Origin of the sequence: Alsobacter sp. KACC 23698, from assembly GCF_045348435.1 — a bacterium.
Taxonomy (GTDB): Bacteria; Pseudomonadota; Alphaproteobacteria; order Rhizobiales; family Beijerinckiaceae; genus Alsobacter.
Genome location: NZ_CP157484.1, coordinates 2,746,044 through 2,765,888, shown reverse-complemented (window position 1 = coordinate 2,765,888; position 19,845 = coordinate 2,746,044). Strand labels below are relative to the sequence as shown.

The 19,845-nt window shown below is 71.0% G+C and carries 21 protein-coding genes; 10 read left to right on the top strand and 11 right to left on the bottom strand.

Going from position 1 to position 19,845, the window contains the following annotated elements; translation table 11 throughout:
* Nucleotides 1–6 precede the first annotated feature (6 nt).
* The 5 genes from ABEG18_RS12860 to ABEG18_RS12840 form a co-directional block, all read right to left on the bottom strand.
* The gene (locus tag ABEG18_RS12860; RefSeq protein ID WP_406858453.1) at nt 7–870 is read right to left on the bottom strand and encodes an SMP-30/gluconolactonase/LRE family protein; all 864 of its coding nucleotides are present in this window, start codon (nt 868–870) and stop codon (nt 7–9) included.
* A gap of 4 nt (nt 871–874) precedes the next feature.
* Nucleotides 875–1,546 (bottom strand): SDR family oxidoreductase, encoded by a 672-nt coding sequence (locus tag ABEG18_RS12855; RefSeq protein WP_406858452.1) that lies wholly within the window; start codon nt 1,544–1,546, stop codon nt 875–877.
* A gap of 4 nt (nt 1,547–1,550) precedes the next feature.
* Nucleotides 1,551–2,741 carry a Gfo/Idh/MocA family protein gene (locus ABEG18_RS12850; RefSeq protein WP_406858451.1) on the bottom strand — a complete coding sequence of 397 codons (1,191 nt, stop codon included), beginning with the start codon at nt 2,739–2,741 and terminating at the stop codon, nt 1,551–1,553.
* Nucleotides 2,738–3,775: a sugar phosphate isomerase/epimerase family protein gene (locus tag ABEG18_RS12845; protein WP_406858450.1), complete on the bottom strand. Its 1,038-nt coding sequence runs from the start codon at nt 3,773–3,775 to the stop codon at nt 2,738–2,740. Before ABEG18_RS12845 ends, ABEG18_RS12850 begins: the two co-directional genes overlap by 4 nt.
* Before the next feature lie 70 nt (nt 3,776–3,845).
* Complete coding sequence (locus tag ABEG18_RS12840; protein WP_406858449.1) at nt 3,846–5,039, bottom strand: mandelate racemase/muconate lactonizing enzyme family protein; 1,194 nt, start codon at nt 5,037–5,039, stop codon at nt 3,846–3,848.
* Between the two features lie 235 nt (nt 5,040–5,274).
* On the opposite strand from ABEG18_RS12840, the gene ABEG18_RS12835 reads away from it, so the two are divergent.
* Nucleotides 5,275–5,631, top strand: coding sequence for an HdeA/HdeB family chaperone (locus tag ABEG18_RS12835; protein ID WP_406858448.1), 357 nt, complete (start codon nt 5,275–5,277; stop codon nt 5,629–5,631).
* A 75-nt stretch (nt 5,632–5,706) separates the two neighbouring features.
* Here ABEG18_RS12835 and ABEG18_RS12830 read toward each other — a convergent pair whose 3' ends face one another.
* Nucleotides 5,707–6,636 (bottom strand): LysR family transcriptional regulator, encoded by a 930-nt coding sequence (locus ABEG18_RS12830; protein ID WP_406858447.1) that lies wholly within the window; start codon nt 6,634–6,636, stop codon nt 5,707–5,709.
* 228 nt (nt 6,637–6,864) lie between these two features.
* Here ABEG18_RS12830 and ABEG18_RS12825 point away from each other — a divergent pair, with 228 nt between their 5' ends.
* The 6 genes from ABEG18_RS12825 to ABEG18_RS12800 all read left to right on the top strand — a co-directional run bounded on the left by ABEG18_RS12825 (nt 6,865) and on the right by ABEG18_RS12800 (nt 14,656).
* Complete coding sequence (locus ABEG18_RS12825; protein WP_406858446.1) at nt 6,865–8,391, top strand: ABC transporter substrate-binding protein; 1,527 nt, start codon at nt 6,865–6,867, stop codon at nt 8,389–8,391.
* Between the two features lie 22 nt (nt 8,392–8,413).
* Nucleotides 8,414–9,340 (top strand): ABC transporter permease, encoded by a 927-nt coding sequence (locus ABEG18_RS12820; RefSeq protein WP_406858445.1) that lies wholly within the window; start codon nt 8,414–8,416, stop codon nt 9,338–9,340.
* The gene (locus ABEG18_RS12815; RefSeq protein WP_406858444.1) at nt 9,337–11,298 is read left to right on the top strand and encodes a dipeptide/oligopeptide/nickel ABC transporter permease/ATP-binding protein; all 1,962 of its coding nucleotides are present in this window, start codon (nt 9,337–9,339) and stop codon (nt 11,296–11,298) included. Before ABEG18_RS12820 ends, ABEG18_RS12815 begins: the two co-directional genes overlap by 4 nt.
* On the top strand, nt 11,295–12,383 hold the full coding sequence (locus ABEG18_RS12810) for an ABC transporter ATP-binding protein (RefSeq protein WP_406858443.1): 1,089 nt from the start codon (nt 11,295–11,297) through the stop codon (nt 12,381–12,383). The genes ABEG18_RS12815 and ABEG18_RS12810 overlap by 4 nt, the downstream gene beginning before the upstream one ends.
* 12 nt (nt 12,384–12,395) lie before the next feature.
* The gene (locus ABEG18_RS12805; RefSeq protein WP_406858442.1) at nt 12,396–13,598 is read left to right on the top strand and encodes an NAD(P)/FAD-dependent oxidoreductase; all 1,203 of its coding nucleotides are present in this window, start codon (nt 12,396–12,398) and stop codon (nt 13,596–13,598) included.
* Between the two features lie 83 nt (nt 13,599–13,681).
* Nucleotides 13,682–14,656 (top strand): succinylglutamate desuccinylase/aspartoacylase family protein, encoded by a 975-nt coding sequence (locus ABEG18_RS12800; protein WP_406858441.1) that lies wholly within the window; start codon nt 13,682–13,684, stop codon nt 14,654–14,656.
* Between the two features lie 30 nt (nt 14,657–14,686).
* Here the strand turns inward: ABEG18_RS12800 and xth are convergent, their stop codons facing one another.
* Nucleotides 14,687–15,463, bottom strand: coding sequence for an exodeoxyribonuclease III (gene xth, locus ABEG18_RS12795; protein ID WP_406858440.1), 777 nt, complete (start codon nt 15,461–15,463; stop codon nt 14,687–14,689).
* Nucleotides 15,464–15,587: 124 nt separating this feature from the next.
* On the opposite strand from xth, the gene ABEG18_RS12790 reads away from it, so the two are divergent.
* On the top strand, nt 15,588–15,869 hold the full coding sequence (locus tag ABEG18_RS12790; protein WP_406858439.1) for a hypothetical protein: 282 nt from the start codon (nt 15,588–15,590) through the stop codon (nt 15,867–15,869).
* A gap of 3 nt (nt 15,870–15,872) precedes the next feature.
* Here ABEG18_RS12790 and ABEG18_RS12785 read toward each other — a convergent pair whose 3' ends face one another.
* Together ABEG18_RS12785 and ABEG18_RS12780 are read right to left on the bottom strand one after the other, a co-directional pair.
* On the bottom strand, nt 15,873–16,565 hold the full coding sequence (locus tag ABEG18_RS12785) for a DUF2270 domain-containing protein (RefSeq protein ID WP_406858438.1): 693 nt from the start codon (nt 16,563–16,565) through the stop codon (nt 15,873–15,875).
* A gap of 52 nt (nt 16,566–16,617) precedes the next feature.
* Nucleotides 16,618–17,034 (bottom strand): DUF3597 domain-containing protein, encoded by a 417-nt coding sequence (locus ABEG18_RS12780; protein WP_406858437.1) that lies wholly within the window; start codon nt 17,032–17,034, stop codon nt 16,618–16,620.
* 311 nt (nt 17,035–17,345) lie between these two features.
* On the opposite strand from ABEG18_RS12780, the gene ABEG18_RS12775 reads away from it, so the two are divergent.
* Both ABEG18_RS12775 and ABEG18_RS12770 read left to right on the top strand, forming a co-directional pair.
* Entirely contained in the window at nt 17,346–17,606 is a 261-nt protein-coding gene (locus ABEG18_RS12775; protein WP_406858436.1) for a hypothetical protein, read from the top strand.
* A 108-nt stretch (nt 17,607–17,714) separates the two neighbouring features.
* The gene (locus tag ABEG18_RS12770; protein WP_406858435.1) at nt 17,715–17,945 is read left to right on the top strand and encodes a DUF1289 domain-containing protein; all 231 of its coding nucleotides are present in this window, start codon (nt 17,715–17,717) and stop codon (nt 17,943–17,945) included.
* 15 nt (nt 17,946–17,960) lie between these two features.
* On the opposite strand, the gene ABEG18_RS12765 is transcribed toward ABEG18_RS12770, so the two are convergent.
* On the bottom strand, nt 17,961–19,142 hold the full coding sequence (locus ABEG18_RS12765; protein ID WP_406858434.1) for an NnrS family protein: 1,182 nt from the start codon (nt 19,140–19,142) through the stop codon (nt 17,961–17,963).
* A 48-nt stretch (nt 19,143–19,190) separates the two neighbouring features.
* A complete protein-coding gene (locus tag ABEG18_RS12760) occupies nt 19,191–19,643 on the bottom strand; it encodes a pseudoazurin (RefSeq protein ID WP_406858433.1) in 453 nt (150 codons plus the stop codon).
* Nucleotides 19,644–19,845 lie beyond the last annotated feature (202 nt).

Here is a 19,845-nt window from a genome sequence, read left to right as displayed (position 1 = left end):
ATCCGGTCAGCCCGCAAAGGCGGGCTCCGGCAGCCCTTGGGCGCCCAGCCCGTGGATGGCGAAGAGTGCGCCCGCCTGGGCGGCGCCGGGCGGCGCCATCATGGCCGACGACGTCACGTACAGCACGTCGAGCGCCGGGCCGCCGAAGGCGCACATGGTGGGATGGCGGACCGGGAGTTCGATCAGGCGGTCGATCCGTCCGGCCGGATCGATCCGGGCGATGCGGCCGCCATGGACCAGCGCGCACCAGTAGAAGCCGTCGCTGTCCACGGTCGCGCCGTCGCAGCGGCCTTCGATGTCCCGGGTCGAGAAGAAGGTCCGCCGGTTCGAGATGCGGCCGTCGCCGAGGTCGAAGTCGTAGGCGAACACCGTCTCGGCGCGGCTGTCGGCGAAATAGAGTGTGCGGTCGTCGGGCGAGAAGGCGAGGCCGTTCGACACGATGAAGCCCGTGTCCATGCGGGTCGCGGAGCCGTCCGGATCCAGCCGGTAGAGCGATCCGGTCGGCGCCGTCAGGGCGGCGTCGCGCGACCCGCACCAGAAGCGGCCGGCGCGATCGCATTTGCCGTCGTTCAGGACGTTGTCCGGCCGGTGCGGCTCCGGGTCGACCAGCGTCCGGGCCGTCCCGGCGTCGAGGTCGACGAGGGCGAAGCCGTCCTGCAGGGCGGCGACGAGCCCGCCTGACCGGCGGAACCCGAAGGAGCCGATCACGCGCGGCATGGGCCAGCTCGTGACGCGGCCGTCCGGGCCGAGGCGGCGCACGGCCGGGGCGAAGGCGTCGATCCAGTAGAGCGCCTGCTCCTGGGGACGCCAGCAGGGGCATTCTCCCAGGATGTCGGGCTCGGCGCGGACGACCTCGATCTCGACCGTCATCGCCTCACCAGGGCAGCGGCTGGTCGTGATAGGTGACGAAGCTGCCGGTGTGGTGCGGGCCGGCGCGGCGGATCACGCCCCGCATGCCGGCCACGCTCTCCTCCACGGGCACCCGGCCGCCGGGCTCCGTCGCCGCCCAGCCGGGATGCAGCGCGATGGCGCAGATGCGGCGCGGGGCCAGGTCGATCGCCAGGGAGCGCACCATCATGTTCAGCCCCGCCTTGCTGGTCCGGTACGCATAGGTCCCGCCGGTCAGGTTGGAGCCGATCGAGCCCATGCGGCTGGATACGAAGGCCATCAGCCGCAGCTCGCTGCGGGCCACATGCTCGACGAAGCACTCCGCGAGCTTCATCGGGCCGATCAGGTTGGTCTCCAGGATGCGCCGCCAATGCGGATAGTCGGTCTCGCCGAAGCCCTTGTGCGGGTGGCCGATCCCGGCGTTGCTGACGAGGACGTCGATCGTCTCGCCCGAGAGGCGCCGCGCCAGGGCCTCGATGGCGGCGTGGTCGGTGACGTCGAGGGCGAGCGTCTCCAAGTCGCCGCGCAGGTCGGCGGCGCCCCGGGCCGTCGCCGGGTCCAGGCAGGTCGCGAACACCCGGCAGCCCTCGGCCGCATATTGGCGCGCGAACTCCAGGCCGAGGCCGGTGTCGCAGCCGGTGATCAGGATGGTCGGCATCCGGTCATGTCTCCAGGACGGGGAGGGGGGTCTGGGCGCCGTGCCGGGCGCTGCTGTCCAGGCAGGCCTGGACGAAGGCGAGACCGGCGACGCCGTCCCCGATCGTCGGGGTGAGCCGCGCCGTGGGCGGGGCGGGGCGCCCCTGACGCTCCAGGATCAGGTCGGCGAAGCCCGCATAGAGATTGGCGATGGCTTCGTGCAGTCCCTCCGGGTGGCCGAGACGCTGGAGATGGGTGGAGGCGAGCGCCAGCGGCCCCAGATTCGCCTGGCCGCTCCCGGAGATGCGCACGTCGCCGTCGAGCGACGCGAAGGTCAGGCGGCCATTCTCCCGGTGGCTCCATTCCAGGTGTCCCGTCTCGCCGAAGACGCGGATGAGGAGCTGGTTGGACATGCCGGCGGCCGCGTTGCAGACGTCGATGCGCCCGCGGGCGCCGCCGCGCATGCGCAGGCGCACCTGGGCGACGTCATGGACGATGCGCCCCGGCACGAGCGCCCCGACCTCGGCCGAGACGCTCTCCACCTCCAGGCCGGTGACGAAGCGGGCGAGGTGATGAGCGTGGGTGCCGATGTCGCCCAGCACCAGGGACGGGCCGCTGATCTCCGGCCGGAGCCGCCACCTCTTGTCCGCGTCGGGACCGTCCTCGACCCGCGTGGCGAGGCCGCCGGCCAGATAGTCGACATGGATCAACCGGATCTCGCCGAGGTCGCCCGCCAGGATGCGCGAGCGCATCTCGCGCAGCATCGGGTAGCCCGAATAGGTGTGCGTCAGGGCGACCACGCGGCCGCTCTCGCGCGCCAGCGCGGCGAGGCCGCGCGCCTCGTCGAGATCGTTGCAGAGCGGCTTCTCGACCATGAGGTCCAGCCCCGCGGCGAGGCCGGCGCGGACATACCGGGCGTGGCTGTCGTTGGGCGTGATGATCGACAGGGCCTCGACGCCGTCCGGCCGTCGCGCCTCCGCGGCGATCATCTCCTCCACGGAGCCGTAGCACCGGTCCGCCGGAAGGCCGATGGCCACGCCTTCGGCGCGCGACCGCTCGGGCCGGGACGACAGCACGCCCGCCACGATCTCGAAGCGGCGATCCATCGCCGCCGCGATCCGGTGCGCCGGCCCGATCGCCGAGGGCGGAGCGCCGCCCGCGATCCCCAGTCGGAGCGGGCGGCCGGGCGCGGCGAGAACTGTGTTGGGGCTGGTCATCGTCTGATCCCGAGCGTTTCATCGATCGCCTCGTCGGCGAGCGTTCCCCGCAATGATTGGTCGAAGGCGCGCTCCGTCACCCGGATGATGTGCCCGGCGATGAAGCGCGATCCCTCCGCGGCGCCGTCTTCGGCGTTCTTCAGGCAGCACTCCCATTCCAGCGTCGCCCAGCCGTCATAGCCATGCTGCGCCAAGCGGTCGAAGACGCCGCGAAAGTCCACCTGCCCGTCGCCGACGCTGCGGAAGCGGCCCGGCCGGTCGAGCCAGCCCTGGTGCCCGCCATAGACGCCGCTGGACGCGCTGGGCCGAAACTCGGCGTCCTTGACGTGGAAAGCCGCGATCCTGGCGTGGTAGCGGTCGATGAAGCCCAGATAGTCCATGTGCTGGAGCAGCATGTGGCTGGGGTCGTAGAGGATGCGGGCCCGCGGCGCCGCGTCGACGAGCGCCAGGAAGCGCTCGAAGGTCACGCCGTCATGCAGGTCCTGACCGGGGTGGAGCTCGAAGCAGAGGTCGACGCCGGCGGCGTCGGCCGCGTCCAGCAGGGGCCGCCATCGCCGGGCGAGCTCGTCGAAGGCGCGCTCGACCATCCGCTCCGGGATCGGCGGATAGGGATAGATGTAGGGCCACAGGAAGCCGCCCGAAAAGACCGCGACCCGCCCGGCGCCGAGGGCGGCCGCGATCCTGATCGCGCGCGCGACGTCCCGGGCGGCGGCCTCCGGGCCCGCCTTGGCGCGCTCCATTCCGGGCAGCGCCTCGTAGGCCGGGTGGACCGCCATGGCTTGGCCGGCGCGATGCGCGGCGATCTCGCTGACCTCAAGGCCGCTGTCGCGGCTCACTGTCTCGAGCCGCCGGATGGCGTCGGCCTCCGACAGGTCCCTGAGGTCCTGCAGCCTCGGGTCGAGGGCGGGGACCTGGAGGGCCTTGAAGCCCAGGCCCGCCGCCCACTCCGCCAGGCCGGCCGCCGTGGCGCGGGGTCCGGACGCCTCGATGAACTGGGCGATGAAGAGCGATGGGCCGCGAAGGGTCGTGAGCATGCTGCGCGCCAGCCTCTGAAGCGTGGAGCCTAGGCGCTCGGCGCCGAGGCCACAATCGGTCCGGCGCGGGTCAGCCGTCCGCGCCCGCGCCGCCCACTCCCGCCAGGCTCGCCCTGCGGGTGAAACCCTGCCGGGAGCAGCGCTCCAGCACGGCCCTGTTCGGCTCGGGGCCGAAGCCGGGCTCGTCCTCCAGCAGGATCGAGCCCTCCGCCAGGGGCTGCGGGCCTCCCCGAACCTCGTCGAAGAGGGGGCTCTCGCGCACCTGCCGCTCCAGGATGAGGAAGGAGGGCAGCGCCGCCGCGACCTGGATGCTGATGCGGTCGAGCGCGGGGCCGACCGGGTTGTGCAGGCTGACGCCGACGCCGGACGCGGCGGTCAGCTCGAGGATGGCCATGCCGCTGCGGATCCCCGTCCAGCGCAGGTCGGGCAGGATCACGTCGCACGCCCCGCGCGCCAGGAAGTCCCGCGCGCCCTCCATGCTGGACAGGTGCTCTCCCCCGGCGATCCGGACGCCCTGGTCGTTGGCGAAACTCCGCAGCGCCCGCAAAGCATGCGCGTCGAAGGCGTCTTCGGCGAGCGCTTCCTCCAGCCAGTAGAGGCCGTCGTGACCGGTCTCGCGGAGCACGGTCCGGGCCATCACGGGCGACAGGCGCGAGTGACAGTCCACCAGCAGGGCGACGCCCGGCCCGATCGCGTCGCGGACCGCCTTGATCCTGTCGATCCCGGCGCCGAGCAGGCGCGTGGCTTCGGCGTGGCTGGCGCGCGCCCAGTTCAGGCCGTCGAAGGGCGCTATCTTCAGCGCCCGGTAGCCTTCCTGCTCCGCCACGTCCGCGGCGCGCGCGGCGAAGCCCGCGGGGCTTCGATCCTCCATGCCGCGGTTGATGTTGGCGTAGACCGGGATCTCGCGGCGCTCCGGCCCGCCGAGCAACGCCGCGAGCGAGAGGCCCGCGCGGCGCGCCAAGGCGTCGAGGAAGGCCTGCTCGACCGCCCGCAGGACGGTGATGCGGGCCTGCGACGCATTCGCCATGCGCAGCCCCGCGACCGCCTCGGCCGGACCGGAGAAGGTCCGCCCGCCCAGGATGGCCTGCGCGTGTCCGATCTCGGCCAGGACGGCTTCCTCCGCCCGCGACAGCGTGGCCTCGCCCCACCCGGAGGCCGCCCCCGCGAAGACGAGTTCGAGCAGGATCCAGACCGTCTTGTCGGACACGGGCACGGTGTGGGCCCGCACCGCATCGAGGGTGAGCGAGAGACGTTCGACAGGCACTTCGCCCTCCCGGGACTCGGAACAGCCCCATCATGGGTTGGCGGCCGGCGCTGTCAAACCGGACGCCGGCGGGGGACGAAACGGTCGATTTTCAGCCCGTCTGACCCTCCTTGCGGCATTTGGCGCGGGGGATTGCCGAATTTGCATAGTGGCGAGCCGCCAGTCCTGACGAACCTTCGCGACCGACGGTCCGGGGGACCGGCGCAGAACCCGTCCACAGCACAAAGGTGCATCCATGACGAAACTCGCCTTCGCGGTCGCTCTTCTTTCGGTCCTGTCCGTCTCCGGCGCCAGCGCCCAGGTCGAACTCAAGTCCTATGCGGACCAGAACGGCTACATCAACGTCCAGACCCTGACCTGCGCCCAGCTGGCGGGCACCTTCCAGGAGGACGCCGACTTGCTGACCACCTGGTACAGCGGCTGGTACAACGGGCTCGCCAAGAAGCATTTCATCAATGTGGGTCGGTCCAAGGAGGCCGAGCACGAGGTCATCGTCTATTGCAAGGCCAATCCCGGCGTGAAGGTGATCAAGGCGATCGGGACCGTGATCGACACGATGCGCAAGGAAAAGGGCATCATCATCTCCAAGTAGACCCGAGCCAGGGCGGGATCGTCTCGGCCGGGACGATCCCGCGTCCGTCAGAGGAGGATCGAAGCCCCCCTGCGGTCACCGGGTCCGGCGCGCCGGGCCGGGCGGCGCGCCGCCCTCGTCGGGGCGGAACGGCGGCGGCGGCTGCAGGCTGGCGCTGAACGCCTCGGCGACGCCGCTGGCCTGCCGGTTGCGCTGGCGGAACATGTAGATCGGCACGAAGAGCCGCGGCGCGAAGGGGCGGAACGCCACGCCCGAATCCGCCCGCAGGCGCGCGGTTTCCGAATCCACCACGCCGACGCCCAGCCCGTGCTCCACCATGGCGCAGACCGTGAGGCCGAGGCTGACGTCGATCACCGAGCTGTAGTGCGCGCCCGCGGCCTCCATGGCGGCGGCCAGGCGGCGGCGGAACTCGTCGGCGGGCCCGAGCGAGATGATCGGCTCGTCCGCGAGGTCGGCAGGCGACACGCTGCTTTGCGCGGCGAGGCGGTGGCCGGCCGGCAGGGCGGCGAAGCCTTCCAGGTCGAAGAGCTTGCGGCGGGCGAGGTTGGTCTCCTCGCTGCGGATCTGCGCGATGCCGATGTCGATCTCGCCCGAGCCCACCAGCCGCACCGCGTCGGCGGAGTTGTCGGAATAGAGCGACAGCGTCACGCCCGGATGCGTGCGGGCGAAGCGCGCCGCCATCAGCGGCAGCCAGGCGACGCTGAGCGTCGGGATCACGGTGACGACCACGCGCCCCTGCTTGCGGTCGCGCAGGCCGCCGGCGAAGCGCTGCAGGTTCTGCATGCCGAAATAGGTGCGCTCCACCTCCGCATAGAGCGCGCGCGCCTCGTCGGTGGCGGCGATGCCTTTGGTGGTCCGCATGAAAAGCTGCAGCCCCAGGTCGAACTCCAGCAGGCGCAGCGCCTTGGTGACGGCCGGCTGCGAGATGCGCAGGATCGCGGCCGCGCCGGTCACGGAGCCGCTGTCCATGATGGCCTTGAACACCTCGACCTGCCGGTAGTTCATGCCGCCTCGCCATAACCGCAGGTGATGAAGATCGGCGAATTAGTGATTTGAGGCAATGGCGCCTTTCGTATCTCCTGATGAGGTCGCTGGACGACGGCACTTGATCGATCGGCCAAACGCCAGCGCCCATTCAGGCTGAGAACCGCGCCGCCGGGGCAATCACCGGGGTTTGCGCAGTGCTGATCCCCCGCGGACATCGAAACCGACAGGCATTGGGGAACCACGGCTATGGAGAAGCTGCGTCTTGTTCGATACGCCGCCGTCGTGGCGGGCGTTCTTGGCTCCACGGCCGCGATGGCGGCGCCGGAGGGCGTGCTGCGGGTCGCCGTCGGGGCCGATCCGGCCACTTTCGATCCCGCCTTCAACGACCTGCCGGTCGCCAACGCGGTGGATCTCGCCGTGCTGGAGGGCCTGTTCCGGCTCGACCCGAAGAACAACATTCAGAAGAACCTCGCGACCGACTACGGCTTCTCGGCCGACGGCAAGGTCTTCACGGTCAAGATCAAGACCGGCAAGACCTTCAGCAACGGCGACCCGCTCAACGCCGAGGCGGTGGCGGCCAGCTTCAACCGCCTGCTCGACGAGAAGGTCGGCTCCATCTATCGCGGGCTCTACGCCTCGCTGGGGGTCGCCAAGGCGGTCGGCGAGGACACGGTGGAGTTCCACATGGCCGAGCCCAACGGCCACGTGCTGATGCTGCTGGCCAACACGGCGGCGAGCATCGTCAACGTCAAGGCGGTTGCGCAGATGGGGGCCGAATATGGCCGCAAGCCCGTCGGCAGCGGCCCCTACATGGTCGACAAGTTCATCGGCGGCGAGAGCTTCCGCCTCGTGCCCAATCCCACCTACGCCGGAGACTACCCGGCCACCCTCAAGGCCATCGACTTCACGGTCGCGCCGGAGGACGGCGCCCGCATGGCGCTTCTGGAGACCGGCGGCGTCGACGTCGTGGAGCGCGTGCCGCCCGAATCCATGCCGGCCATCAACGCGCTGAAGACCGCCAAGGTCATCAACCCGCCGAGCATGTTCTCCATCAACATGGAGCTGGTGCTGCGCGGCCCGCTCAAGGACGCCAAGGTCCGCAAGGCGCTCAACATGGCCATCGACCGCCAGGGCATGGCGGAGGGCATCCTGGGCGGCCTCGGCACGCCCTCGGTCGGCATGGTCGGCCCGGGCACGCAGGACGAGCTGCGCCGCACCTTCCCGCCGATCAAGTTCGATCCCGAAGGCGCCAAGAAGCTGCTCGCCGAGGCGGGCTACAAGCCGGGCGCGCTGCAGCTCACCATGACGTGCCCCAACGGGCGCTACATCAAGGACGCGCAGGTCTGCCAGGCCATCGCGGGCTCGTTCGAGAACATTGGCGTCAAGGCCACCGCCAACGTGGTGGACCGCGGGACCTGGAGCAAAGTGATCGGGCTCGATCCCGCCCAGCGCACCGACAACATGGGCATGGTGGGCCGCGCCACCGCCGGCATGGACTACACGCTGTTCCGGCTGTTCAAGTCCGGCGTCGGCGCCAACCGCACCGGCTACAGCAATCCCAAGGTGGACGACCTGCTGGCGGAGGGCCGTCGCGTGACCGATCCGGCCAAGCAGAAGGAGATCTACGGCGAGGTCCAGGAGATCGTCTGGAACGACCAGCCCTTCATCTTCCTCTGGTACCAGACCCAGGCTCTCGGCGTGTCCAACAAGGTGCAGGGACTGGAAGTCCAGCCCAACGAGACGCTGGTGTTCGACAAGGTCACCCTGAAATAGCCCTCCCGCAACGGAGACGGCCATGTTCATCCCCCGACGCCTGGCCCAGGCCCTTCCGACCCTCTTCGTTGTGTCCCTGCTGGTCTTCTTCTTCATGGACATGATCCCCGGCGACCCGGCCCAGATGCTGGCCGGGCCGGCGGCGACCGACGAGGAGGTGCAGAGCATCCGCGAGTTCCTGGGGCTGAACCAGCCCTTGCTGACCCGCTATGGCCTGTTCCTCAAGGGTCTCTGGGACCCGTCTATCGCGACCTCGTTCCGCACGCATCGACCGGTTGCGGTAGAGCTCGCCGAGAGGTTGCCCAACACGCTGATCGTCGCCATCGGGGGCCTGGCGCTCGGGCTGGCGGTGGGCACGGTGTCGGGCGTCGTCTGCGCGCTGCGCCAGGGCGGGTTCGCCGAGGCGGTCATCACCGTGCTGACGCTCACCGGCATCTCGATGCCGATCTACTGGCTCGGGCTGCTCTGCATCTGGTTCTTCGCCGTGTATCTCGGCTGGGTGCCGGCGGCGGGCGCGTCCACGCCCATGCATTTCGTGCTGCCGATCCTGGTGGTGGCGACGCGCCCCACCGCGATGTTCAGCCGCCTCATCACGGCCAGCCTGCTGGAGGCGATGAGCAAGGACTATCTCGACACCGCCCGCGCCAAGGGCCTCAGCGAAACCCGCGTCATCGTCTCGCATGCGCTGCGCAACTCGCTCGTGGCGGCCGTCAGCGTCGCGGGCGTGCAGTTCGGCGGCATGCTGGGCGGCTCGGTCGTTACCGAGACGGTGTTCGGCATCCCGGGCGTGGGGCGCCTGCTGGTCGACGCCGTGTCGCGCGCCGACTACCCGGTCGTCCAGTACACGATCCTGATGTTCGCGATCTTCTTCGTGCTCATCAACCTCGCCACAGACCTCCTGACCCAGTGGCTCGATCCCCGCACCCGCGAGGAAAGGAGGGCCGCATGACGGCCGCGATGGACACCATGGCGCTGGGCGCGACGCCCCCGCGGGCCGAGGCCCGGACGCCCCGGTCGCGCTGGTTGACGCTGCGCCGCATCGTCTCCCAGCCCAAGGGCGCGATCGGCCTCGCGCTGGTGCTCGGCTACCTGCTGCTCGCCATCTTCGGCCCCATGCTGGCCCCGCTCGATCCTTTCAAGCAGAACTTCGCCCAGACGCTGAAACCGCCATCGGCGCTGCATTGGTTTGGCACGGACCAGCTCGGTCGCGACGTCTTCAGCCGCATCCTCCTTGGGGCCCGAGCGACGCTGGGCGTCGGGGTGGGCGGGGTCGCGTTCGCGTTTCTGGTCGGCGTGCCGCTCGGCGTGCTCGCGGCCTGGCGGCGCGGCTGGTTCGACGCCATCGTGATGCGCGCTATCGACGTGACGCTGAGCTTCCCCGACATCGTCTTCGCGCTCGCGATCGTGGCCATCCTGGGGGCCAACACGCAAAACGTCATCATCGCGGTCGGCGTGGTGTCGATCCCGATCTTCGCCCGCACGGCCCGGGCCGTGACGCTCAGCATCCTGGCCGAGCCCTATGTGGAGGGGCTGTCCTCGCTCGGCGCGCGCCCTTCGCGGATCATCCTGCGCCACGTGCTCCCCAACATCTCGGGCACGCTGCTGACGCTCTCGACGCTGCTTTTCGCCTCCACGCTGCTGTCGGCGTCGGGCCTCGGCTTTCTCGGGCTCGGCACGCAGCCGCCGTTCCCCGAATGGGGCACGATGCTGGGCGAAGCGCGGTCCTATATCCGCAGCCATCCGCATCTGGCGACTTTCCCGGGCCTGTTCCTGGCCGGCTCGGCGCTCGCCTTCAACCTGCTCGGCGACGCGCTCCGCACCGTCTACGACCCGACCAGCCGGGGCGTCGCGCCGCGCCGCTCCTGGCTGGATCGGCTGCGTCGCGCCAAGGTCGCGCCGGCCGATCCCGTGGCCGGGGAGGGCGACGCCGTCCCGGCGCTCTCGGTGCGTGGGCTGCGTCTCGCGTTCCGCACGCCGGCTGGCCTGCTGGAGGTGGTGCGCGGCGTCGATCTCACGCTCCAGGCCGGGCGCACGCTCGCGGTGGTGGGCGAATCCGGCTCGGGCAAGACCTCGCTGCTGCGCGCCATCGCGACCCTCGCCAACCCCGCCCAGGTGGCGGTGGTCGAGGGATCGATCGCGGTCGGCGGCGAGTCCGCGGTCGGGCTTTCGCCCACCGCCCTGATGGAGCTGCGCCGCCGCAAGATCGGCGTCGTGTTCCAGGACGCCGCCAGCGCGCTCAACCCCGTGCTGACAGTCGGCGCGCAACTCGCCGAGGCCGTCCGGATCGGGACGGATCTCGACGCCGCGGCCGTGCGGGCGCGCTGCGTCGCGTTGCTGGAGGACGTCGGCATCTCCGACCCCGAGCGGCGCCTCGCCATGTACCCGCACCAGTTCTCGGGCGGCATGAAGCAGCGCATCGTGATCGCGATCGCGCTGGCGCAGGACCCGCAGCTCCTGCTGGCGGACGAGCCCACCAGCGCGCTCGACGTCACCATCCAGCAGCAGATCCTGGCGCTGCTGCGCGACATCCAGCGCCGCCGCGGCATGGCGATCCTGATCGTCACCCACGACCTCAACCTCGTGGCCCGCTTCGCCGACGACGTGGCGGTGATGTATGCGGGCTCGCTTGTGGAGGCCGGCGAGGCGGCCGCCGTCCTGCGCAGCCCGCTCCATCCCTACGCGCAGGCGCTGCGTTCATCCGTTCCGGGCGGCTCGCGTCGCGGCGCGCCGCTGCCGGCCATCGCGGGCGAGCCTCCCATGGTGGGCTCGCTGCCGGGCGGGTGCGCCTTCCGCCCCCGCTGCGAGCGTACGCATGGCCGGCCCGAATGCGCCGCCCGAGAGCCCGCCGCGCGGCCGATCGACGGACGCCATGTCGCGTGCCACTTCGCCGAGGAGGGCCGGGCATGAGCGCCGCGCTGTCCATCGACCAGCCGTCACCGGACGAAGCCGTCGCGGTCACGGACGTGTCGCGCCACTTCGTCGGGCGTCGTCCTCTGTTCGGCGGCGGCTCGGCGCCAGTGGCCCGCGCCGTGGACGGCGTGTCGTTTCGCGTCCCGCGCGGCAGCTGCTTTGCGATCGTGGGCGAGTCCGGGTCGGGCAAGAGCTCGCTCGCCCGCCTGCTGGTCGGCCTGCTGCAGCCGACCTCGGGCGAGGTTCGAGTGGACGGCGCGGCGGTGGCGGGCCTTGACGGCGCGGCCCTGCGCGGGCTGCGGCGCAAGATCCAGCTCGTGCTGCAGGACCCGCGCGCCTCGCTCGATCCCCGCATGACGGTGTTCGACACGTTGGAAGAGGCCCTGCAGGTGCACGGCCTTCATCCTGGGCGGGATGCGCGCCAAGCCCGGGTCGCCGACGTCATGGCGCTGGTGGGGCTGAACGCGGCTCACCTTGACCGCTATCCGCACGAGCTGTCGGGCGGCCAGCGCCAGCGCGCCGCCATCGCGCGGGCCATCATCTGCGAACCCGAGATCCTGGTGCTGGACGAGCCCGTGAGCGCGCTCGACGTGTCCGTCCAGGCGCAGATCATCAACCTGCTCATGGAGCTGAAGCAGCGCCTGTCGCTGACCTTCATCATCATCACGCACGACCTCGGGCTCGTGGAGCACATGGCCGACTCCGTCGGGGTCATGTATCTCGGCCGTTTCGTCGAGCAGGGCGTGGTGGAGGATGTCTGCGGCGCGCCGCGCCACCCCTACACGCAGAGCCTGATGGCGGCGTCCTCGCATCACGGCGTCGGAGCCGGGGCCGTGCTGGAGGGCTCCATCCCGAGCCCACTCGCGGTTCCGACCGGGTGCAGCTTCCATACGCGCTGCCCGGCCGCTCGCCTTCTCGCGGCGCGCGCTCCCGCCGCCGCCGTGGACACGCCGCATGGCCGCCTGCCGCGGCGCTGCGTGGAAGACCAGCCGCCCCCCATGCCGGCGCCCGGCGGCGCCAGCATCGCAACCTGTCACTTCGCCGACGCGCTTCCGGCGCAACCGGCGCCCCGTTCAGCATAAAGGGTCAAATCGATGTCCAGCACACACCAGGCCTCCGAGATCGTCATCGTCGGCGGCGGCATCTACGGAACGAGCCTCGCCTACCAGCTCGCCAAGGCCGGCAAGAGCGTCACGCTGCTCGAGGCCGGCGAGATCGCGGGCGGCGCCTCCGGCGGTCCCGGCGAGCGCGGCGTCCGCACCAATGGCCGCGACTTCCGCGAACTGCCCGTCTGCGCGCTCTCGCTGGAGCTCTGGAGCCACTACCAGCAGGCCTTCGAGGGTGGCGTCGGCTATCGCCGCATCGGCGGCATCAAGGTGTTCGACATCCCGTACGGCCACCGCGAGCACGAGGTGATGGGCCGCATGCACGCCATGGCGGCGGCGCAGTCCAGCCTCGGCGCCCCGTCCGAGGTCTGGTCGCGCGACGAGACGCTGTCGCGTGAGCCCGAACTCGCCGCCGGGATCATCGGGGCGGTGTATTGCCCGAACGACGGCGTCGGCGACCACACCTTCGCGACCCAGCAATTCGCCAAGGAGGCCGCCAAGGCGGGCGTGACCATCCGCACGCAGGCCAAGGTGGAGGAGATCATCCACACGCGCGGCGTCGCCACGGGCGTGCGGCTGGCGGGCGGCGAGGTCGTTCCGGTCGGCGAGCGTCTCGTGATCGTCGCCAACGCGGGCGCGCAGACGCTGCTGCAGCCGATCTTCAAGCCGCACGAGTTCAGCCCCGTCTGGAACCTGATGCCGCAGATGCACTACGTGTCGAACCCGCTCAACAAGAAGGTCAACCACCTGATCTCGCACGCCCACCGGCGCCTGGCCGTGAAGCAGATCCCGGACGGCACGCTGATGCTGTCGGGCGGCGCGCATGTGGCGCATACGCCGGAGGGCCTGTGGAAGGGCTCGCTGAGCTCCATGACGCAGAACGTCACGGACGCGATCATGACCTTCCCGTTCATCGACCACTCGACCTTCATGAAGGCCGACGCCTCGCGGATCGAGACCGTGGCGGCGGACCAGATCCCGCTTATTGGCCAGACCGAGGCGCTCGCCAACACGCTCTATGGCTACGCCTGGTCCGGCCATGGCTTCGCGATCTCGCTCGGCTTCACCAAGCTGATGACCGACTGGATCGTGTCGGGCTCCAAGCCCGAGGCGCTGGAGGCGTTTTCGCCCACGCGCTTCCACAAGCCGGCGGCGCTGCTCCGGTCGGCCGAGGTCAGCCGCGCCGCCTGAGCGGCGCTTTCACCCGCCATCACGACCCGATCCCGCGACGCGCTGCGTCGCGGGCCGGTGAAACGCGACCAGAAAGGCATCCCATGCTCGCCGATTTCGACCTCGCCCGCCCCGGCAAGACGTTCCATGACCTCGGGCCGATCACCGGCCCGCTGGATGGCGTCGCCGGCGACGTCCTGTGCAGCATCAACAACGGGCAGGGCCCATCGGTGCTGCTGTTCGGCGGCGTCCATGGCGACGAGTACGAGGCGCAGATCGCGCTGCGCCGCCTGGCCGAGCGCATCCGGCCGGAGGACGTGACCGGCCGCATTCTCATCGCGCCGTCCATCAACTTCCCGGCCTCCGAGACCGGCAAGCGGTTGTCGCCCTTCGACGGCCAGAACATGAACCGGGTGTTTCCCGGCAATCCGCAGGGCACGCCCACCGAAAAGCTCGCCGCCTTCGCGACAGGCTCGTTGTTTCCCGCCGTGGACCTCCTGATCGACGTCCACGCCGGCGGCCGCGACGTCTCGGTGGTCCCGATGGTGTTCGGCTTCACGACGCCCGCCAGCAAGGTCGACGAGACGGCGCTGACGGATCTGATGGAGGCCTGGGGCTACCGCTTCGTGCAGCATGTGAAGGGCATCCGCGAGACGGCCTGCGGGGCGGCCGAGGCGGCCGACCTCGCATCCATCGAGGTGGAGGGCGGCGGCGGGCGCATGAAGTCGTCCGAGCTGCGCATCATGGAGGAGGGGCTCATGCGCGCCCTGTCGGCCTATGGGGTCCTGAAGCCGGCGCTGGAGCCGGCGCGCTTTCGCGGCGTCCATGTCACCGCCGGTCCGGAGGGGCAGTACGTCGCCGCCCGCGCCGGGCTCGTCGAGCACCTGGTCGGGCTCGGCGACGAGGTCGATGCCCAGACGGTGGTCGCCCTGCTGCATCCCACGGCGGGCGCCGACCCGAAGCCCGAGGCCATCCGCAGCCCCATGCCGGGCTATGTGCTGCGGCAGACCGAGCATGTCCATGTCACGCGCGGGCAGCTCATCGGCAATGTCGGCACGCCCAGGACGGCCTCCGCCTAGGGCCGCCGCGGACGAGCGGCCGCGACGGGCTCAAGGCCTGCGCAGGTCGATCCAGGTGGGAGCGTGGTCGCTGGCCTTCTCCCACCCGCGCACGTCCCGGTTCACGCCCGCGGCGGCCAGCGCCGGCTTCAGCGCCGGGCTGAGCAGCAGGTGGTCGATCCGCAGGCCGGCGTCGCGGCCATAGGCGTTCCGGAAATAGTCCCAGAAGGTGTAGATCCGCTCGTCGGGATGCAGGGCGCGCAAGGCGTCGGTCCAGCCCTGGCCGACGAGCTGGTGGAACGCGGCGCGCACCTCCGGTCGGAAGAGGGCGTCCCTGGTCCATCGCTCGGGCCTGTAGACGTCGAGCTCGGTCGGCATGACGTTGAAGTCGCCCGCCAAGACGGCGGGGACGCCGAGCTCCAGCATTCCGGCCGCGTGCGCCGTCAGGCTTTGAAACCAGCGCAGCTTGTAGTCGAATTTGGGCCCCGGCGCCGGATTGCCGTTGGGGAGGTAGAGGCAGCCGACCACGAGGCCGGAGATCGCGGCCTCGATGTAGCGGCTCTGGCCGTCCTCGTCCTGCCCGGCGAGGCCGCGGCGCGTCTCGATCGGGTCCTCGCCGCGCGCCAGGATGGCGACGCCGTTCCAGCTCTTCTGGCCATGCCAGATTGCGCCGTAGCCGGCGTCCCGCAGGGCGCGCGCGGGGAATTTCTCCTGCGGCGCCTTGAGCTCCTGCAGGCAGGCCACGTCCGGCTGCGTTTCGGCGAGCCAGCGCAGGAGCACGGGAAGCCGGCCGTTGACGCCGTTGACGTTGAAGGTCGCGATCCTCATGCGGGGTCGAACGCGCCATGGAGGCGAGGGGATCCCGGCCTGACGGCGGGCTCGCGGGGCGGGGCGGGGCGGTTGACGGCAGGCCCGCCAGCGTCGACCCTGTCCGGGCGAGGAGACGCCAGCCATGTGCGAGGGGTGCGAGAGCGCCGACGATCCGGACGAGCGGGGCGCGCCCAGCCCCGAGCTCGTGGCCTTCGCGCGCGATCTCGAGCGCCGCCTCGAAGGCGAGCCGGCGTCGGAGCGGGCGTGGGCGATCTTCCTGGGGCGCGAGGGCGGCGCATTGGCGTGGGGCTCGTTCATCCGCATGTCGGGCTGCATGGACGAGGCCGCCCGGCATTGGAGCTTCGCGCATCTGAAGCCCCGGACCGTCGCGCGGCCCGCCCTGCGGGCGGACGCGCCGTCCTGAGGCTCACACATGCACCGTCCCGTCCTCGTCCCGGGTGGACGGAGACGACAGGGCCGACCACGCCAGCCAGCAATAGAACAGGACCACGAGCGCGATCACCAGCCAGCCGGGCAGCGGGCCCAGCGAGGCGTTGCGCACGACCGCGTCCAGCGACTGGAGCACGTCCGTTCGGTCCGCGTCCTGGAGCTTGGTGGAGGTGATCTTCAGCACCCAGGCGAGGAGCAGGATGAGGAACATCCACAGGTAGTTGCGGCGCAAGCGGCGGGACATGGCCGCCCGCCGCCCGATGAGGAAGCGCGGCGTCCTCAGGTCCTCGCCCAGGACGCGCGCCCAATTCGGATCGTCGTCGGGCCTCGGATCGAAGAACGCCGCGAAATAGTGCCGCTCCATGCGCCGCACCCGGGCGCGATAGACGTCGAAGAAGCGGTAGCGCCGCGCCTCGATCCAGAGCAGAAGCCAAATGAGCAGCATGGCGAAGAGCAGCACGCCATGATGCGCCGTGGGCGTGGACAGCGACACGGAGAGCATCGCCGCCACCACCGTGATGGCCCAGTTCGTCGTGCGGTCGATCCGGTCCCGCCAGCCCGCCATCCGGGCGATCTCGGCCCGGTGGTAGTGCGCCAGCGTGTTGACGAACTCCGTGCCGGAGCTGGGGAGCGGGGGCCGGATCGGGCCGGAGGAAACGCTCTCGTCCATGATGCGGTCCTCCGCATCCGCATGCCCCCGCCGCGCAGCGAACCGGTCGGGCTCAGCCCTTCAGGTCGTCGGGCACCTTGCCGCCATTCTGCGCCAGCTTGGTCATGACCTGCTTGTGCAGCCAGATGTTCATGCCGGCGGAATCGTTCATGTCGCCGCTGTAGTGCAGCTCCTGCGCGAGCTCCTTGCGGGCGGAGAGGCTGCTGTCCAGTCCGAGCGCCTTCATGAGGTCGACGATCGAGTTTCGCCAGTCGAGCTGCTGCCCCGATTTGGCCACGTGATCGTTCAGGATGGCGGCGACGTCCACGGGGGCGCCCGACGGCGCAGCCGCGGCGGACCCGGCAGCCGGCGCGGCGGCGGTGGACGCGGGCGCGGCGGGGGCCGTCGCTGCGGTCCCGGCGGCGGCCGGCGTCTGCGCGTGGGCCGCGCCGCCGAAAATCTTGGACATGATGTTCCCGAACACGCTCATGGCTTCCTCCTCGATCCAAATTGAGCCCCGCTGCATGGATTCGCGGCGGGGACGGCTCGCTCGCGGGCGATCAGGCCGGGCGAGCTCCTTGGTGCTGCAACGTTCAGCCCAAGGTCCGGTTCCAGGATCGCGCACCCGCGCCGGGGGCGCAAGGCGCGCATGAGCAAGGTCAAGAGCTTGGCCCAACTTCATCACCCGCTGTCGCCGCGCGATCGGCCGAATGCGTCTCGCCCGCAGCCCGGCGTGGAACGAATCGCCGCGCTGGGCCATCCCGGAGAGCGGGGGCGGTCCGGTTCACAGGAGAGGCAGGCATGACCAGATGGGGGACGGCGGCGTTCGCGATCGCCGTTGCGGCGGCGGCCCCGGCGGCGGGGCAGGATCCGTCGCTGACGATCGAACGTCTTCTGGAGGATGGCTGGAAGGTGGCGGGCTACACCGGGCAGGGCACGACCTTCATGCTGCTGCGGCACGACGCCCGCAACTACCTGATCCAGTGCTCCATCCTGTACGACACGACCCGCGGATCCCGGATGGTCGAGCGGGTCAGGACGAACTGCTACGAGCTGCGCTGAAGCCCGCCGCCAGAGGCCGCGCTAGGTAGAACCCGGTAAGGCAAGCTCCGGACTGGCGGCGCGCGCTGGCGGATGCACACTGGAGGGCGGTCATCCCCGAGGTGCGTCATGTCCATTGTTTCCCCCTGCATCAAGGTCTGCAGCATCGATCCCGCCACGGGCTACTGCGTCGGATGCGGCCGGTCGCGGCCGGAGATCGCCGGATGGAGCCGGATGTCGGACGCCGAGCGCGACGGGGTGATGGCGGCGCTCGACGATCGGCCCAGGATGGCCCAGTTCGCGGTGGCGATGGACTGCGCGACCTGCGGCGCCTGCGCCGGGCGCACGGCGCAGGCCTGACGCCCCGCCGCGGCCTTAGGGCCTGAGCCGCGGCCCGGTGAACACCCGCCAATAGCTGAGCGCGAAGACCAGGAAGCCGGCGGCCCAGGCCAGTGCGGCCGCGTGCAGCAGGCCGAAGGCCGCCGCCGGATGGATCGCCGCGCAGATGCGGGCGAGGGCCGCGGCGCCGAGCAGGCCGTAGGCGGTCTGCACAGGGAGGCTGGCGACCAGCGCCCGTCCGGTATGCCCGAGGCTGGCGCGCGACATGATGGCCAGCGTCATCAGGCCGACCGCCCCGACGGTCCAGGCGTGGATCCCCGCCGAGGCCGGACCGACGCCGAAGGCGGCGAGCGCGCCGAGGACGAAGCCGATCGGCACGAAGGCGTAGGCGACGTGCAGGACGAGGACGAGGCGGTCGCGCCAGGTCCGCTCGCCAGCCCAGCGCGCCAGCCGCACGGCCTGCAGCGCTCCGGCGCACAGCATCGCCCCGCCCGTGGCGAGAGTCTCGGGCGCCGCGACCCAGGCCGCCAGCGCCAGCGCGGACGCCACGATGGCGGCGACGTCGAGCCGGCCGAACGGGGCCGGCAGCCGGCCCGGATTCTCCCGCGCGAGCCAGTTGCGCGTGAAGCTCGGGACGACCCGCCCGCCGACCAGCGTCAGCAGGAGCACGGCCGCGGCGATCCCCAGCCGCACGCCGACATCGGCGGCGCCGCGCCAATGCGCCTCGGCGTGGAACACGGCGTTCCCTATGAAGAGCAGGCCGACGATGACGATGACGCGCAGGTTGCGCCAGTTCTTTCCGGCGATCACCTCGCGGGTCGCGGCGGCGGCCACCAGCGCCAGGAAAGCGAGGTCGGCCGCGGCCGCGACCTGCCAGGACGTCCAGGCCGAGGTCGACACCGCGACGCGGCCGGCGAGCCAGACCACGACCAGCACCAGGAGGGCGCGGCCCTGGAGGGGCAGCCGTCCGGTCCAGTTCGGGATCGCGGTCAGCAGGAAGCCCGTCACCACGGCCGGCAGGAAGCCGTAGATCATCTCATGTGCATGCCAGTCGCGCGGCGCGAAGGCGGTCGGGATCGCGATCTCGCCGAAATAGGCCGGCAGCCAGGCCAGGATCGCCGCTCCGGCGAAGAGGGAGCCGAGCAGGAAGAAGGGCCGGAACCCGTAGGACAGGATGTCCGGGCCCTTGTCGTCGCGCAGGCGGGGGATGGGGGACATGGGCGTTCTCCAGGCGCAAGGGGGCCGCGACGGCGACCCGCCGAAAGGTCAGTCGGCCGCCGCCTTCGACGAGGCGAGCTTGTCGAACAGGGCCGCGAAGGTGGATTTCGCCTTGCCGGGGTGAGACACCGCCTTGGCCTGGTCGATGTTGGCCGGCGTCCCGACGACCACCATGGCCACCATGCCCATCCCGTAGTGGGGCTTGCAGCGCACGCCGTAGACGCCGGGCTTGTCGAAGGTCACGGCGGCGTCCTCGCCGAACTTGCCCGCGATGGGGGCGGCGCCTTCGGGCAGCATGCCGTCGATGGATTCCGCGTTGTGGCCCTTGTCGGTGGCGACGAACTTGACGCTGTCGCCGGGCTGCACCCGCACGAAGGCCGGTTCGAAGACCATGACGCCCGCCGCGCCCTTGTTGAGCATCTTGATTTCGACCTCGGCGGCGGACGCCGCGCCGCACAGGGCGGCCAGCATGACGGTTCCGAGAAGGGCGGCGTGTCGCATCGTGATCTCCTGTGAGTGGGCGCTCGAGGCCCCGCGGGGCCGAAACCGTGATAGGCCCGGCCCGGAATTCCGTGTTTGTCGGAGCGCAAACTGCAGGCCGATGGCCGCCCGCCGGTCCGTAGCCATCCGAATGGCGGGACGGGCGGCGGCGTAGGATGGTCGCATCCGACGAGATCGAGCGTCCGAGACCCCCGTCGCGGCG